This is a genomic window from Ignavibacteriales bacterium (genome assembly GCA_026390795.1).
Lineage (GTDB): Bacteria > Bacteroidota > Ignavibacteria > Ignavibacteriales > Melioribacteraceae > Fen-1258.
On record JAPLFG010000002.1, the window covers coordinates 231,278 to 246,666 of the forward strand.

14 protein-coding genes are annotated in these 15,389 nt (G+C 35.3%); 3 read left to right on the forward strand and 11 right to left on the reverse strand.

Annotated elements, in window-relative coordinates; translation table 11 throughout:
* Window positions 1-7: 7 nt before the first annotated feature.
* The 10 genes from NTX65_03200 to NTX65_03245 form a co-directional block, all read right to left on the reverse strand.
* The gene (locus tag NTX65_03200; GenBank protein ID MCX6168319.1) at window positions 8-679 is read right to left on the reverse strand and encodes a phage replisome organizer N-terminal domain-containing protein; all 672 of its coding nucleotides are present in this window, start codon (window positions 677-679) and stop codon (window positions 8-10) included.
* Window positions 680-760: 81 nt separating this feature from the next.
* Window positions 761-1,813 (reverse strand): tyrosine-type recombinase/integrase, encoded by a 1,053-nt coding sequence (locus tag NTX65_03205; protein MCX6168320.1) that lies wholly within the window; start codon window positions 1,811-1,813, stop codon window positions 761-763.
* Between the two features lie 249 nt (window positions 1,814-2,062).
* On the reverse strand, window positions 2,063-2,470 hold the full coding sequence (locus tag NTX65_03210; GenBank protein ID MCX6168321.1) for a hypothetical protein: 408 nt from the start codon (window positions 2,468-2,470) through the stop codon (window positions 2,063-2,065).
* Window positions 2,471-2,477: 7 nt separating this feature from the next.
* Window positions 2,478-2,750: a hypothetical protein gene (locus NTX65_03215; GenBank protein MCX6168322.1), complete on the reverse strand. Its 273-nt coding sequence runs from the start codon at window positions 2,748-2,750 to the stop codon at window positions 2,478-2,480.
* Window positions 2,747-3,028, reverse strand: a complete 282-nt coding sequence (locus NTX65_03220; protein MCX6168323.1) for a hypothetical protein — start codon at window positions 3,026-3,028, stop codon at window positions 2,747-2,749. The genes NTX65_03215 and NTX65_03220 overlap by 4 nt, the downstream gene beginning before the upstream one ends.
* Before the next feature lie 202 nt (window positions 3,029-3,230).
* Complete coding sequence (locus tag NTX65_03225) at window positions 3,231-4,073, reverse strand: hypothetical protein (protein ID MCX6168324.1); 843 nt, start codon at window positions 4,071-4,073, stop codon at window positions 3,231-3,233.
* A 78-nt stretch (window positions 4,074-4,151) separates the two neighbouring features.
* Window positions 4,152-4,565 carry a hypothetical protein gene (locus tag NTX65_03230; protein ID MCX6168325.1) on the reverse strand — a complete coding sequence of 138 codons (414 nt, stop codon included), beginning with the start codon at window positions 4,563-4,565 and terminating at the stop codon, window positions 4,152-4,154.
* A 304-nt stretch (window positions 4,566-4,869) separates the two neighbouring features.
* Entirely contained in the window at window positions 4,870-5,433 is a 564-nt protein-coding gene (locus tag NTX65_03235) for a hypothetical protein (protein ID MCX6168326.1), read from the reverse strand.
* 116 nt (window positions 5,434-5,549) lie between these two features.
* Window positions 5,550-5,750 carry a LuxR C-terminal-related transcriptional regulator gene (locus NTX65_03240; protein MCX6168327.1) on the reverse strand — a complete coding sequence of 67 codons (201 nt, stop codon included), beginning with the start codon at window positions 5,748-5,750 and terminating at the stop codon, window positions 5,550-5,552.
* A 63-nt stretch (window positions 5,751-5,813) separates the two neighbouring features.
* Window positions 5,814-6,833 carry a tyrosine-type recombinase/integrase gene (locus NTX65_03245; protein MCX6168328.1) on the reverse strand — a complete coding sequence of 340 codons (1,020 nt, stop codon included), beginning with the start codon at window positions 6,831-6,833 and terminating at the stop codon, window positions 5,814-5,816.
* 360 nt (window positions 6,834-7,193) lie between these two features.
* On the opposite strand from NTX65_03245, the gene NTX65_03250 reads away from it, so the two are divergent.
* The 3 genes from NTX65_03250 (at window position 7,194) to NTX65_03260 (ending at window position 10,272) form a co-directional block, all read left to right on the forward strand.
* On the forward strand, window positions 7,194-8,516 hold the full coding sequence (locus NTX65_03250; GenBank protein ID MCX6168329.1) for a sigma 54-interacting transcriptional regulator: 1,323 nt from the start codon (window positions 7,194-7,196) through the stop codon (window positions 8,514-8,516).
* A gap of 189 nt (window positions 8,517-8,705) precedes the next feature.
* Complete coding sequence (locus tag NTX65_03255) at window positions 8,706-9,161, forward strand: tetratricopeptide repeat protein (protein ID MCX6168330.1); 456 nt, start codon at window positions 8,706-8,708, stop codon at window positions 9,159-9,161.
* Window positions 9,151-10,272, forward strand: a complete 1,122-nt coding sequence (locus tag NTX65_03260; protein MCX6168331.1) for a C-GCAxxG-C-C family protein — start codon at window positions 9,151-9,153, stop codon at window positions 10,270-10,272. The genes NTX65_03255 and NTX65_03260 overlap by 11 nt, the downstream gene beginning before the upstream one ends.
* Window positions 10,273-10,340: 68 nt before the next feature.
* Here the strand turns inward: NTX65_03260 and NTX65_03265 are convergent, their stop codons facing one another.
* Window positions 10,341-15,371, reverse strand: coding sequence for a PAS domain S-box protein (locus NTX65_03265; GenBank protein ID MCX6168332.1), 5,031 nt, complete (start codon window positions 15,369-15,371; stop codon window positions 10,341-10,343).
* Between the last annotated feature and the right edge of the window lie 18 nt (window positions 15,372-15,389).

Here is a 15,389-nt window from a genome sequence, read left to right on the forward strand (position 1 = left end):
TCCTAAATCATTTCTTTTTTTTGTTCTCTATCTTTGCGGCCAGCTTCATATACATCTTATCAAATTCTTTGAAGCTCCCTCTATCTAAAAGCTTTTTAAGTTCGGTGTAATCTTTGCTAGAGATCTCATCTTTGCATTGAGATAAGATTTTCATTTTCTTGTTAAACAGCCGCAGTTCTTTGTTCTCTTTTTCTTTAATCTCTTCTTCTATTTTATTTTCTTTAGTCTTTAATATATTTTGAGCGTTACCGGGTGTTACAGTAACATCGCAAGTAACATCCAATTCTTTGTTTTTCTTTCCTAATCTGCATTTTCTTACACGCTCGCGTACTGCTTCTCTAATCTTTTCAATGCCTTCAGTGTTCTGATGTTTATCCCATCCGTGTATTTTTATTAAAAACTTTTCATCTACCTCAATCAAATTGTATTTTTTTAGAAGATCTAATGCAATTTCTATCTGCTTTGGTTTCCTTTTTAACAACACTGAGAGCTTCTGAAGTGTGTAAGGTGTGTCCTCATCATAACAAATGAATCCATTTAAACGCGCTGCCATTGTTAAAAGTTTTACCCATACGGCTATTGCTAGATCACGATGTTTAGGATTCTCGTACTCGAGTAAAATGAATTTACGGTTATCTGTAAAATCTGCTTTAATTATTATCCAACTAACATCAGGCATGATTACCCTCAGCTATAATAAATTTATATCCTATTTTGCGTTGTAAGCTAGATCCCACGCTGTTTCTTTCACTTGCTCGATTCATTTATCACCCACGGCAATACTTAACGTCTGAGATGCTTTATTGAATGTTTGAGATACCTTTCTCAGATCATCCATGTTTGTGTGCAAATAATTCTGAGTGGTCTGAATACTTGAATGCCCGGCAAAGTCTTTTACTGCTGACAGGGGAGCTCCATTATTCAAAGCATGACTTATGGAAGAATGACGCAAACTGTGAAAGCATACATTCTCTGATATACCGGCACTCCGGAGAGCACGCTTAAAATTTTTACTAACAAAATTAGCCGAGTATTGTTTTCCTTCTTTCTTTGTGAAAACAAAATCATCCACTGGATTAATGTATTTGGGGAATCTTCTCTTTAGTATTTCGATTGCTTCGCTGCTTAAAGGGATAGTTCTAATTTTTCTTGATTTTGTCCGGAAGCTCTCACTCCCAACCGTGATAATTCCATCGTTAATTGAAACATCACTCCATCTTAGATTTAGAAGTTCACTTAATCGCAATGCAGTTTGGAAGGCGAACAGATAAATATCTTTGAGTACTTGCAATCGAATGAATGTTAGAACGGTTTGAAGTTCGCTGAGGGTTAGATACTCACGGCGTTGCTGCTGCTCTTTGGGTAGCTTCACTAGTTTACATGGATTTTCCTTAATTAAGTTCCAGCTTATCGCCTTTGAAAAAAGAGTTCTTATATTTCTGAAATCAACTTTATAACCGGCCGGTGCTTTACGTCTACAAAACTGAATGAATTCTTCAATTTCCTTGGATGTTATTTCGTGGATCTTTTTCTCGGGACCAAAAAGAAACTCAGCTTTGTTGAGGGTTGCTTTTACGGATGATTGATATTTGGATGAGTAGCCGAAATCATTTAGATATTTTTTAAAATCAGAGCAAAGGGTGCAAAGCAATTTATCGTTATCGTAATTGATTGTATACTGTTCCTTAATAGCTTGCTCAACAATTCGTTGAATAAGCCGTAGCAGATCACCTTCAGCTTTCTTGTTGCTTAGCATTATTTGGGAAGAATCATTCATGCTAATTTTTTTGTGATTGTTTGTAAGTATATTCATTCATAGCTGATTTTAACTCTGCAATGTATTTCCATTGCTCTAGTGTGATATCGTTTTTATCAAAGGGAAATCCAGCTTGCTGGAGTTCCAACATTTCGAACGCAAATAATAATCTTGCATCGGGTTTATAATCTTTATCGAAATTTCTTTCATAACTTTTCCAAATTGCCTTGGCTTCACTTTCATTATTACCATGACGTTTAAGGCACTCTTCCCAGGTCTCCGGATATTGATTCCCGTAAAAGTGAATCAGCTCTTTTCTGAAAGAAAAGGGGATGGATCACTCCTCAATACATAGCTTGGCTCACCAAGGATTGTGTCTATAATGCTCAATAGAATATCCGTTGCGGTTTCCTTCAGAACAGCAAACCAACCTTGGTAATAATCAACATCTTCAGAGTTCGATGAGATCTGTTTCCCATCAAGAGTAAAATCGCCTTTCCTGAAGCCAGTAATTTTCTTCTCAGCCCATATAAGCTGAAGGTTAATTGATTCTTCCAGGTCGTGTGATTTTGTCAACACATTTAGAATTTCACTCTTATACTTTATTCGATCGGTAGAGGTTATTGTGCTGTAGTATATTTCCAGCCGGGTGCCGGTCAGTTTATCAAACACAATAATTTTGTTCTGATCGGTCATTTTTAACTCGCGTGCCATTTGTACCTCAAGATTGTTGTTTAAGTTTATTAAGTACTTCCTTCGTCGAATCAACTGCAAACTGAAGGATTGCTTCATCAGTGGTATCCAGATTAACTAGAAGCATGTTCACACCAAGGAGGGCATTAGTAGCTGCACAAACGTTTAGGTGGGCCATTTCTCTTAGGAGGTCTTCTTTCCGGTTCTCTGGCTTGGGCATTTCTGCAATCTGTATTTGGAGGTCATTCAAAATCACTATTGCGGATCTTAATGGTTCTCCAAGTTCGGTTATATTTTTCATGATTGTCCCTCACGGATCTCTTCGATAACTATTTTGCGTCTTTTGTTCAGATATACTTGCTGTCCAAATTCCATCTGCACGAATTCCCCGCGTTGCTTCATTCGGGAGTAATCCAAACCGCTGAAATAAATCTTTACATCAGCTGGATAGGATTGTAATTGAGTGATTAGTCCTCCAACTGTAATTGAATTTTTGAGTTTTGTTTGGAATAGATTTGCCCACAGCATTTCTGATTTTGTGAGCTTTGGAGGTTTCGCAACATTTGCCTTGTTGATCATGATGGAACTCCTTATAAAGGGAAAGCCGCTTCATTCTTCGCGGCGGCGACTCCGCGAATTCATGAGAACGGCTTTCCATTAAGTAAATCAAAATCTTATTGTGTCGCCGAGATAAATAATTCAAATGGTTGTTATACTATTTCTTCTAACATTCAACCATTTATTACGTCGGCAATTTGCTTGTATGGCAATTCAGAGTAAATTAAAACCTATTTGTACCCCCTTTCTTTTTATCGCTTCTTTCTTTCATCTTGTTTTTCTCTTCAACTTCAAAACGAATATCCCATTTATCCTCTAACGATTTTGTAAACTTTTTACTCTCCAGGTACAATAGTTTTTCTTCTTTACGATGTTTTATTGTAGAAATTTCAATCTCCTTAAATAGATACCCTTCAATTTCATTCGCTTCAATCAATGCTTCTCTTCTAGAATATTTATTGTCCTTCTTTTTCTTACTCTTCGTTTTTTGCTTGTACAGATCACGAGCTTTTTTAATTATTATATGTTCATTTACTTTTGGAATGTTTTTCATCTTAGCAACACTATCCAAATGATTTGAGATATCTTCAATAAAGGAAAGATGTTTTAAATCAATTTCATTTAGTAATTCTTTAACATCAATCAAATAGATATCAATTGATTTGTTGTAAAGTGATTTACTGGCAGGTTTAATCTCAGCATGTTTTTGTTTTTGTATACCGAAGCCGTTTTCTGGATTCAGCGAATAATAATTAATTGTGTAGATAGTAGAGCTTTCAATTTGTGGTGGCATTTTCGATTCAATAAAGGAAATTATTCTATCTCTTATTGATAAATATATTCTGAATTTATAGCTACCCTCTTCAATTGTCTCATTATCAAAATCGCATTTTAATGAAGGATTATTTTTAAAAAAATAGACCAAGTGGAGGTAAAGCTTTTCGAATACTAAATCAAAAATTTTATTTTCCAGTTCAATTGTAGTATTTCGATAGCCCTTGATACGCTTTGTGTTTGCTTCTCGAATACCAAAAAAGAATTCATAAATATCTTGTTTAGAATCCATCTAAGTCGCCGTTTATTAAATGATTCAAATATTCACCCTCAGCAATTATCACCATTGCTGAGGGTGTATTAAATTAATCTAATCTGGTTCATTTTCCTTTGCTTCAGTATAGCTCAAATGCATTTGTAATTCTTCCTTAGCAATATTCAACTGATCAATAACACTATCGAGTGTGTTAATCGCATCATACAATTCATGATTATCTTCCTCGACTTCTAGTTCCTTATGCAGATCGAAAGAAAAATGTTCCTCAAGTATTTGTAAAATAAATTGTGCTTTATGAATGCATCCAAATATTGTCCATCCACTACCTGGTCTTAACGGTGTAATGTCGATAATTTTTCCTAGGTACTCATTGATATGTGCTAAATCGAATGAAGAGACAGTCCCTTCAACTTTTTTCTCGATAGTTTCTGAATCGCTATCACCAACATTGTTTTGAAATCTTATTCTGAATAGATCTGCGACTGGTTTAGATTTTTGAGTTGCCATACTTACTCCTTTTGGATTTAGTCAATAAAAAAGTCTCGAGATTGACAAGGCTCCAAAAGAAGCCTTCCGGTCCTCACGGATACCGGGATCTCGAGACATATTATATTTCTGTTTTGATGTATCATTTAAAATAAAAAATCCTTTCTTACGTGAAGGGGCCCGCTTTTGGAATTCTGTCACTCACAACATAGCAATAAGAACGATTTCATTCAAGAAAAATCTTTAGGCTGAGGGTGTGACAAGTAGAAGTTACGTTTAATCAATCTTTTCAAGATAAACCGAATAATTCTATAACTGTTTCTTTTTATAATAAAGTTTTTGACAAAGAAGAAAGAATCGTTTTGATTTGATTAATATCTTCTAGATCCGCATAGTATGATGGATAAGGATATTTATTGATATTTGCGAAAAGCGTTGTCTCTCCATCTTCTTTTATGAAGATGCCAAGTTCGAAATCTCCGCGTGTTTTGAAAATTACTTCAATATATTTCTTTTCAGCTTTTAATTTTATACCCGATTCAATTATATAATCAACTGCTTTAATTAAACTTTCTATTTCATCTATATCTAAAAAAGCGATCGTTTCACTACGAGACCTGGAAAGCTCTGCAATCCCAATTTTTATCCCTTTTATTGTATTAGTCTCTTGCCCTGGTTGAGAAATTTTCATGCTTTTAAATGTTATTTGTGTTGACAAATTTCCTTTAAGTGTTTGTGATTCTAGAACTTCTTTGATTATTAGATTTCCTTCTTTACTTATAAATTTTTCAAGTTTTGTTTTCGGTTCTTCTTTTGATATGGGTTGTTGTTGAGCGAACGATAATGACAGTAATCCAGAAAGAAAAATTAAAAGTAAATACTTTTTCATAACTACCCCTATTATTTTGTTGGAAGTAATGTACATAATTGTTTCTTCTTATACTGATTGGCGGATCATATTCGATGAACTATCAGATCGAACTATTGAATTTCGTTATCAGTTTACTACTTCAATTTGGCAAGTCCTTTCTGCAATCTCAATCTCTTGTTAATTTTTGTTTTCATTACATTAATATTGTTTACCGAAACACCTAGCTGTTCGGCTATCTCTTTGTTTTTAACACCAGGTCTGGATAGATTCATAATCTCCTTCATCCTGGGTGTAAATTCTCTTTTGCGTTTACCGACTAGAATCAATTCGTCCATATAATTACTCCTCCAGATTTATTGATAAATGATTTCGAAAGAATGGGGATAAGCTTCCTTAAGTTAATTTAATAAATTTACAGCATCCGCTAGATTCTGATGCTGCAGGTGACTGTATATTTGTGTTGTTTTAAAATCCTCGTGACCCAGCAATTCCTTAATCACATACAAGCTAACGCCTTTCTGAATTAAGTTACTTGCGAAAGAATGCCTCAAGGTATGAAGGTGGATCTGATCATTCATCTCTGCAGCGCGTACGGCTTTTTTGAAATGCTTGCTCAAGTAATCGATCGTAAGTTTGAAGCCGGGTATTCTTTCGAATACAAAATGAGGTTTATTCAAATTGATCATCTTTGGAAAATGTTTCTGTAGAACCCCCAGCAACTTATCGTTTATCGGAATGATTCTGTCTTTCTTTCCCTTAGTTGAAAACTCGAGTGTATTTCGAATCGTGATTATTCTATTCTCAAGATCTACATCATTCCATCTCAGATTTGTTAATTCACCAGCTCTCATGCCAGTATGAAATAAAGTTACATATACATCTTTCAACAAATTTGTTCTTACCTTCTCTAGGATCTTTACAAACTCAACATCAGAAATGAAAGCCGGGTAAACCTTTGGTAGTTTGGGAAAACGAAATTTCCGGAAAGGATTATCAACGAGGTAATCCCATTCAATCGCTTTGTTAAATGCAGCCCTTAGATTTCTATAACACAAAAATGCAGAGTGCTTTGATCTGCTGAATATGAAGAGAAGGAAAGCTTCTAATACACGTAAACTAATTTCATCTAGCTGCTTATCACCAGCATACTTTAAGAATTGAGCAAGTGATGAACGAACATTTCTCAGATAACTTTTAGAAAAAGAAGTCTGAACAAACTGTTCGTATTCAGTTTTGAATTTAGAAAATAGTATTGGAGCCCTTAGAATATCTTCTGCAGGATCTGCTTTGAAGTTATTCAAGAATTTCAAAGCATCTTTTTTTTTTGTACACTTTGTTGATTTAGAAGATAACTTTCCATCTCTCAGGTAGATTAATTGATAGTAGGGTGATCTCTCTGGTTGTTTAACAAGGTACATGTTAGACTCCAGAATCCTATGTACTTTCCATAGTAGTTATTCGAAAATGCTCGTAAAAGATATTTTTGAAAAGTATCCATCCCCCTTACAAGCAGAGGGTCGGTGGTTCGAACCCATCAGCCCCCACAATACAAACCCTTGTAACTACATAAGTTGCAAGGGTTTTTTATTTTATAAATAATAATTATGTGATACATTCCGTCCTTCCCTGTTTCCAGAGGGAAAAATAACATGTTGCTGAAAAATCATTAATTGACCTCATGTAAAAATTAATTATTCGTAGAAAAAATGATAAGATTTAGTAAATTAAGGCAGCAAATTAAGAGCAATCGATATTAGTGTCTGAATATAAAGGAAAGTATGGAAGCTAATACTCAGAATGAAATATTAGATTCATTGGCTGAAGGAATTTTCACCGTTGACAAAAATTTCAAAATTAATTTCTTCAATCGAGCTGCCGAAAGGATATTAGGAATTGAGAAAGAAAATGTAATAGGTAAAACATGTAAGACTGTTTTTAATACGTTACTCTGTTCCACTGACTGCCCTATAGCCAAAACTTTACAATCCGGAAAAAGCGTATTTAATCTTGAGACAAAATTTTCATGTGTTAATGGAAAAACAATTCCTCTTAAGATGAACGCTGCAGTCCTAAAAAATAATTTAGATGAGCCGGTAGGCGGTGTGGTTTCATTTCTTGACGCATCTTTACTGATTGATATAGAAAAATTTCTTGCTACTACAAATTTTTATGGAATTGTTGGTCATAGTAAAAGCATGATAGATATATTTAATCTGATTAATGAGATTGCGGATACTGATGTAAGTGTATTGATTCAAGGAGAAACCGGAACGGGCAAAGAAATGATTGCAAATGCAATTCAAAGTACCAGCCGCCGCAAGAATGAGAAATTCATAAAGGTTAATTGTGCTGTTATTCCTCACAACATGCTGGCAAGTGAATTATTCGGGCATGTAAAAGGTGCTTTCACAGATGCTGTAAAAGATCGAATTGGGAGATTTGAATTGGCCGATAAGGGGACAATTTTTTTAGATGAAATAGCTGAAATGCCTCTTCAGATGCAGACACAATTGCTTAGAGTCATTCAAGAAGGAACATTTGAAAGATTGGGAGAATCCGTTACAAAGAAAGTTGATGTAAGAATTATTGCCGCAACAAATTCCAACATAAAAAATGCAATCAGTAGTGGGAAATTTAGAGAAGATCTTTTTTTTAGACTAAATGTAATACCTGTAGAAATTCCCCCATTGAGAGAAAGAAAAGATGATATTTTGTTTTTAGTAAAGCACTTCATTAAAAAGTACAATATTATTTATAATAAAAAAATTCACGAAATAGAAGAAGAGGCATTAGACTCAATAATGAATTATGAATATCCGGGGAATGTGCGCGAACTTGAGAGTATTATTGAGTACGGAGTAATTAGGGCAAAAAAAGAAAATGCTATCTGTCGTTGTTGTTTGCCTCCGACAGTTAGACAAAGTAATGATACTAACTGTGGTGGTAAAACAAAGAGATCACTCAGTAAAATTGACAACGATGACTTAATCCAACTTTTAAAAGATAATAGATGGAATAAAACTGCAGTTGCAAAAATTCTTGGTGTAGATCGATCAACTCTCTGGCGTTACCTTAAGAATGATGGCCCGAACAATAACTAAAGTGTTGCATTGCAACAATATGTTTTAAGTCTTCAAATCATTTGATTATAATACCTTACGAGAAAGTGTTGCATCCAGTGCAACACATAATTCTATGAACACTATAAACCTTTCGTTTATCAACTCAATAATTGGTTATTACCAAGTGATTCGTGGCAAGTAATTTGCCTTTCTAAAAGTATGAGCGAAATGCTAGGTAATTATCATTTTCTTAACGGCAATTATTCTTTTGCACTTCAAGAATTGGAAAATTCTTACAAGAAATTCCCAAATAACCTATGCGCAAAAAAGAGATTGATTATTTGTTATACGCAAACCAAGAATATTGACAAAGCTCTTGATCTTTTTACTTCTTTGATCAAAGAAAATATTGACTGCATTATTGATACTAAACCGGAAGAAGAAGACTGCCCATGTGCTGATCTTGTAGTTAAAATTGAAAGCGGGAAAGCTGAAAGATATAATCAATATGAATTATTTATTGAATTAGGTATACTCTGGCTCTACTGCGATATTAACCAATCTCTAAGCTATTTTACAAAAGCCTATCAAGTAAATCAAAATGAAATGCGTTTAGAACAAATCATTCAAATACTAACTTCAAAAATAAACGAACAACATCAAGGAGAGAGAAATGGCAAATGAAATTACAAGAAAAGATTTTTTGACGAATTCGTCAAAGTACGCTGTTGGTGCAGTAATCGGAGTTGCCGGCTTAGATATTTTAGCCGGCGGAAAAATTTTAGCAAATGATAAAGCAACAACATGGCCTTGGCCATATTTGGCTTTAGATCCGGAATATGTAAGACTAAAAGCGCATCACTTATATTATTCTGATAAAGATTGTTGCGCAGGTGTATTCGGTGCTTTTACGGAAGCGCTGAAAGAGAAAATGCCTGATCCATGGGCTAATATGCCGATGGAAGTGATGCTTTTTGGACGGGGCGGCGGAAATGGTTGGGGTACATTATGTGGTGCTGTCAATGGAGCTGCTGCAATAATCAGTCTTGTAACATCAAAAGCTGATTCGGGTGCATTGATAAATGAAATTTGGGGATGGGCTGCTGCTGCGGAAATGCCTACTCAAAAAGCGAATCAAACAGCAATTGACGGTAAATATCAGGACAAAAAATATAATAACGCTTTAGTCGGAACTGTCAGCGGTAGCGTTCTGTGCCATGCATCCGTAAGTCAATGGTGTACAATTGCAAAGAAAAAAGTTGGTGATACGGAAAGAAAAGAAAGATGTGCGCGACTTGCAGGCGATATTACAGCAAAAACTGCCGAACTTTTAAATGCTAAACTTGCTAAGACATTTGTTTCAACTTTTGTAACCGATCCTAAAGTTGCACAGTGCCAATCATGTCACGGCGCAGCTCTTTTTAACGATGTTAATACACAAATGAATTGCGTACAATGCCACGGAAATGAGCATGGGGCAATAACTTCTGTTACACATGAATCGCAAATTCCTGCTAATTATCAATTATCCCAGAACTATCCGAATCCGTTTAACCCTAGTACAACTCTCCGATTTTCTCTTCCGCAGAATGATAAAGTTCATTTGGCTATCTATGATATAAAAGGAAGTGTTATTAAAACAATCGTAGATCATGAATCATTTAATAATGGTACCTTTCAAGCAGTATGGGATGGTACAAATGAACTTGGCAGCAGAGTTGCCAGTGGTGTTTACTTTGCAAGGATGCAAGCCGGACAATATATTCAGACAATAAAAATGAATCTTCTTAAGTAAAATTGTTTATAAATTTTACTCCTCTTTTGAAAACCGCCCTTGTGATTTCGGGGCGGTTTTATTAATAATTAATTTTCTGTGAAGATTGGCAAGGTAAAAGAAAATTTACTTCCTTTTCCAAATTCACTTTCAACCCAAATTTTTCCGCCGTTTCTTTCAATAAAATCTTTGCAGAGAATTAATCCCAACCCGGTACCGGATTCGCTCTTCGTCCCTTGTGTTGAAAATGGCTTATCAATTTTGAAAAGTTTTTCAATGTTTCCCGGTTCAATGCCAATACCATTATCAACTATACTGATTTCTACAAATTGATTATCAACCGCATTAGCTGAAATATCAATTTTACCGTTTTCATTTGTAAATTTAATGGCATTGGTCAATAAATTTCTAAGCACAGTTTCGAGCATATTCCTATCAGCTATGATAAATATCTCATCGCTTACATTGTGGCAAAGTGTAATATTCTTTAGAGACGAACTGTTCTTAGTTAACCCGATTGTAGCAAGTATAATCTCGGAGAGCTGAATTTTCTCTGGCATAAATTCTATTTGACCCATCTGATTTCTGGACCAGAGCAATAAATTCTCAAGGAGAAGATAAGCTCTATTTGATGTATTCAGAATCCCCTGTAAGAATGTTATTCTTTCTTCTTCAGGCATATTTTCACGCTCACTCATCATGATCTTTAGAGCACTATTTATTGAATGAAACGGATTTTTAAGGTCATGTGAAATAATCGAGAAGAATTTATCTTTAGTTGCGCTGATGGCTTTAAGTTCTTCCATATATCTTTGGAGCTGTGCCTCGGATTCTTTTCGTTCAGTTATATCCTGAACTGCACCGATAGCTCCGTTTACAACTCCTATTTCATCAAAAGTAGGTGCCCCGGTAAGGCTTAAATAACGCATTGAGTTGTCACGAACTTTGACCCGGAACTCAACTCCTTTTTCCTTCTCTCCGTTGAATTGTTTTTCAATCGATTCTTTGAAACGATTTCTATCATCTTGGTGGATCAGTTCTAATATTGAATTCAAAGATGGTTCAAATACCCCTGGAGTAACATCGAAAACATTGTACGTCTCATCTGACCAGGAGACCTTATCATTTTCTATAACGGCATTCCAGCTCCCAATATGTGCTATTCTCTGTGCCTCGGAAAGAATGTTCTGCTTCTCTTGTAAAGTCTTTTCAATTTGCTTTCGTTGAAGAGAAATTCCAATCTGTCCCGAAATAAATTCTAAAATTTCAATGCTTTTGGAGTCGAATGCATTCGGGTCATAATAATCTTGCAGTACAATTGCACCTATTACTTTCCCGTCTACCTTTAATGGAACTCCGATCCATATTTCCGATGGAGTCCCAATCATCTCTATGAGCCCAGCCTTGACCATTGCTAATACGTCGTCTCTGGTCGCAATAATTGATCTCTTATTTTTCGTAACAAGACCGGTTACAGATTTTTCTGCGGGCCACGTAGCTATCTCATCCTTCTCATCTTTAGCATAAGGTGTCCAAAGCATATCAGTCGCTTCATCATAGAAAGCAATATAAAAATTAGTTGTATCCATCAGAGTTCCTAATTGATCTCTGGTGATACTTATTAACTCTTCAACATTTTTTGTAGTTGTAACTGCTGCCGTAACGTTGTAAATAACTTTTTGTATTGCTTCATCGCGTTTCCGCTCCGATATATCCCGGTGAATTCCTAGAAAACCAATGATCTCGCCCTTATCATTCATTATCGGATTATTCGAACCCTCAACCGTTATTACCCGCCCGTCCTTTCTTTTGTTCTTTATTTCTCCTATTACCGCTTGGTTTGATAATAACCTCGACCAGAATTCTTCATAAACGCTTGGTGGTATAAGTCCAGATTTTAAAATGCTTGGTGTTTTTCCAATTATTTCGTTGGGACTAAAACCATAAACTTTCTCGAATGAACTGTTGGCGTACTCAATTTCTCCTTTTTCATTGGTGATAAATATTGCATCTTCAGAACGCTCAATGCTCATCTTGAATTTTCTTAATCCTTCTTCCATCATTTTTCGTTCCGATATATCAATTACGGTCGAAAGTAAACATGCTTCACCTTTTATATTAATAATTGCACTTGAAATGATTGTTGTTATGATTTTCCCGGATTTTATTCTGAACCGACATTCTCGCCCCGATATGTTTCCGTCTCTCATTAATTCTTCTGTTATGCTGTCTCGTTCTTGAGGATTTTCAAACAGTCCTAATTTTTTGGAACTATTGCCGATTACTTCATCGCGCGAGTAACCCGAGATTTTTAAAAATGTATCATTAACATCGATATAAATTCCATCTTTCATAGTTGTGAGGGAAATCAAAGACGAACTGTTATGAAAAGCTGCGGCAAAAATTTGTTCAGATTCTTTTAATTGTTCCTCTGCCAGTTTACGTTTTGTAATATCTTCATGTTGAATAACTACGTAGAGAAGATTCCCTTCACCATCTACTATCGGCGCTGCGGTATTGGAATACCATTTCTTTTTTCTTTCTTTCACTTCTATATTTTGAGAATCTGCAGCTATACCAATATCAAAATAGATTTCCCATTGTTCAATTCTGTGCTCATCAAAAACTCTGCGCAAAATTTTATCAATCCCGTTCCTTTTTATCTCGGCATCTTCAAAGATGTTATAAATGTGACCTTCGATATGTTCCGGTTCAACCCCGAATAGTTCTGTAAGTTTAGGATTAATGCGTAGGCACCAGCCGTCTTTATCTAATATCTGAGTACTTGTGGCGGATTGCAGATACATTTGTTCAAAAAATCTTTTTTGATTCTCAAGTTCCATTTCAATTTTTGTGCGTTCGGTTATATCAATCGTATAACCAGCCAAATATTTTGGTTCTCCATCAATAAAGATTGGAAACTTAATTGAAGAATATGTTCGACCGTCTAATTCTTCAATAAACTCTCGATAATTTCCTTCGCTTAAAATTCGTTTATCATCCTCTATCATTTTTTTAGAGAGTTCGGAGGGGAACAACTCATCCATAGTTTTTCCTAATATCTCATCCAAAGGACGGTTCAGCATTTTTTCATAATTGTCGCTTAAATAATTCGGTTTGATGTCGCTATCTTTTATAAATACATAGAGAGGATTATATTTAATGAACAATCTGAATATTTCATTTATCTCGAATAATTGCTCTTCAGTTTTTTTGCGGTTTGATATATCCGTGTGTGTGCCGATCATTCTTAGCGGTTTGCCGCTTTCGTTATAGCTTAAGATTTTACCTTGGTCGAGGATCCATTTATAAGATCCGTCCTTACATTTTACTCTATGTTCAGAGATATAGACTTGGCTAATACCGCTGACATGTTTTTCTACTTCCTTCATTACATAAGGTAGATCATCCGGATGAACTAAATTAGTCCAAGCATTTAAATTATTCTCAATTTCTTTCTCTTCATATCCAAGCATCTGTTTCCAAAGAGGGGAGTAATAAACTTCGTCTGAAACCAAATTCCAATCCCACAGTCCTTGGTTATTTCCTTCAATAGCTGATTTCCATCGCTGTTCACTTTCAAGTAATAATTGTTCAACCTTTTTGCGCTCGGTTATATCTCTAACAGAGGCCAGATGTACTTTGCGGTTCACAAAATCAAAAGAACTGCGGGCAATTTCGGCGGGAAAAGCGGTACCATCTTTTCTCTTATTTATTCGAATTTCTAAATGTCTTTTTGAATCATTACTGGCGTTAAACATTTTAGTATTTCTAGGCTCAGCGGAAAGATCGATATCCGAAAGCATAAGCAATTCATCATGGCTATATCCGTAAAGAGCAGATGCTGCTTTATTTGCTTCAAGTATTTTTCCGGTTTCGGTTTCAATTAAAAAGAGTGCATCCAAATCTGATTCAAAGAGCTGTCTATACTTCTCTTCATTTTCTTGAATAACCAATTCATGTTTTTTAATGTTGGTGATATTTCTGCTTATCCCTATAATTCCGTTCACTTTTCCTTCGTGACCTAAAACCGGAATCTTATTTGTAATGTAGAATTCATTCTCTAATGTTTCTTGGTTTACTCTTACTTCTTCTTTGTTATAAATTGCTTTTCCGGTTTTAAGAAGCTCAAGTTCTTCATTCCAAAATTCTTGTGCTAATTCTTCTGGGAAGAAATCAAATGGATTTTTCCCAATTACTTCTGATTGTGTGAGAGCGCCCATAGAGCGGAGGTGCGCTGCATTATTAAGCAAGTATAAGCTTCCAGAATCTTTGAAAAATATCTGGTCGGGAATGTTATCTATCAATAATCTTAAAAGGTTGCGTTCGTATTTAACGGCATCTTCCGCAATTTTATGAAGGGTAATATCTTTTATAACTCCGAAAACAACATTTTCTTTTTTATCATATTCAGCAGTTGAATGGATGTCAACAATTTCACCGCTGTCTGCTTTCTTGATTTTAAATTTAACATTGTATTGCACATCGTGATCGATCAAATTTTGGAGAGCGGTATTAAGCTCTTCCCGGTATTCTGGCAGAACCAATTTTTGAATATCAGATATTTTCAATTTCAGATTACCAAAGCCATAGACTCTTAACGCACCTTCGGAAGCGATGACTGTTCCGCTTTTTAAGTGCAGTTCCCAATTACCAGCTTGCGAAATAAATTCGGCACGTTTCAATCTGGTCTGGCTTTTCAAAAGATCTTCTTCTTTTGCTTTTAGCGCTTTATTCGCGTTGAAAAGTTTAAATGCCATATTAATGGAAGCTAACAGTACAACGTCTTTTGAATCTTTTACAACGTATCCATACGATGTTATCTTCTCGGTTTTTTCAACAACTTCTTTTTCTGTATGGGAAGAAAGAAATAGTAGAGGAATATCATTCATGCGTAAAATTTCACGGGCGGCTTCGGTTCCATCGATTCCACTGCCAAGGTTGATATCCATTAGGATAAGATCAATCTCGTCTTTTTGTGCATTAATAAATTCGATCGCTTTTTCACCGGTAGAGGTGTGGATGATTTTGTAACCCGCTTTACTTAGCCACCGAGTCTCAGTCATAGCAAGTAGTTCGTCGTCCTCAACTAATAAAAGTGTTTTCAGATTTTTGACCAAATAATCCTCGGATAGAAT

Excerpts from the sequence above, each read along its gene's own strand:
- NTX65_03200 (MCX6168319.1), bottom strand. The coding sequence starts at position 679 with ATGCCTGATGTTAGTTGGATAATAATTAAAGCAGATTTTACAGATAAC.
- NTX65_03205 (MCX6168320.1), bottom strand. The coding sequence starts at position 1,813 with ATGAATATACTTACAAACAATCACAAAAAAATTAGCATGAATGATTCT.
- NTX65_03210 (MCX6168321.1), bottom strand. The coding sequence starts at position 2,470 with ATGGCACGCGAGTTAAAAATGACCGATCAGAACAAAATTATTGTGTTT.
- NTX65_03215 (MCX6168322.1), bottom strand. The coding sequence starts at position 2,750 with ATGAAAAATATAACCGAACTTGGAGAACCATTAAGATCCGCAATAGTG.
- NTX65_03220 (MCX6168323.1), bottom strand. The coding sequence starts at position 3,028 with ATGATCAACAAGGCAAATGTTGCGAAACCTCCAAAGCTCACAAAATCA.
- NTX65_03225 (MCX6168324.1), bottom strand. The coding sequence starts at position 4,073 with ATGGATTCTAAACAAGATATTTATGAATTCTTTTTTGGTATTCGAGAA.
- NTX65_03230 (MCX6168325.1), bottom strand. The coding sequence starts at position 4,565 with ATGGCAACTCAAAAATCTAAACCAGTCGCAGATCTATTCAGAATAAGA.
- NTX65_03235 (MCX6168326.1), bottom strand. The coding sequence starts at position 5,433 with ATGAAAAAGTATTTACTTTTAATTTTTCTTTCTGGATTACTGTCATTA.
- NTX65_03240 (MCX6168327.1), bottom strand. The coding sequence starts at position 5,750 with ATGGACGAATTGATTCTAGTCGGTAAACGCAAAAGAGAATTTACACCC.
- NTX65_03245 (MCX6168328.1), bottom strand. The coding sequence starts at position 6,833 with ATGTACCTTGTTAAACAACCAGAGAGATCACCCTACTATCAATTAATC.
- NTX65_03250 (MCX6168329.1), top strand. The coding sequence starts at position 7,194 with ATGGAAGCTAATACTCAGAATGAAATATTAGATTCATTGGCTGAAGGA.
- NTX65_03255 (MCX6168330.1), top strand. The coding sequence starts at position 8,706 with ATGCTAGGTAATTATCATTTTCTTAACGGCAATTATTCTTTTGCACTT.
- NTX65_03260 (MCX6168331.1), top strand. The coding sequence starts at position 9,151 with ATGGCAAATGAAATTACAAGAAAAGATTTTTTGACGAATTCGTCAAAG.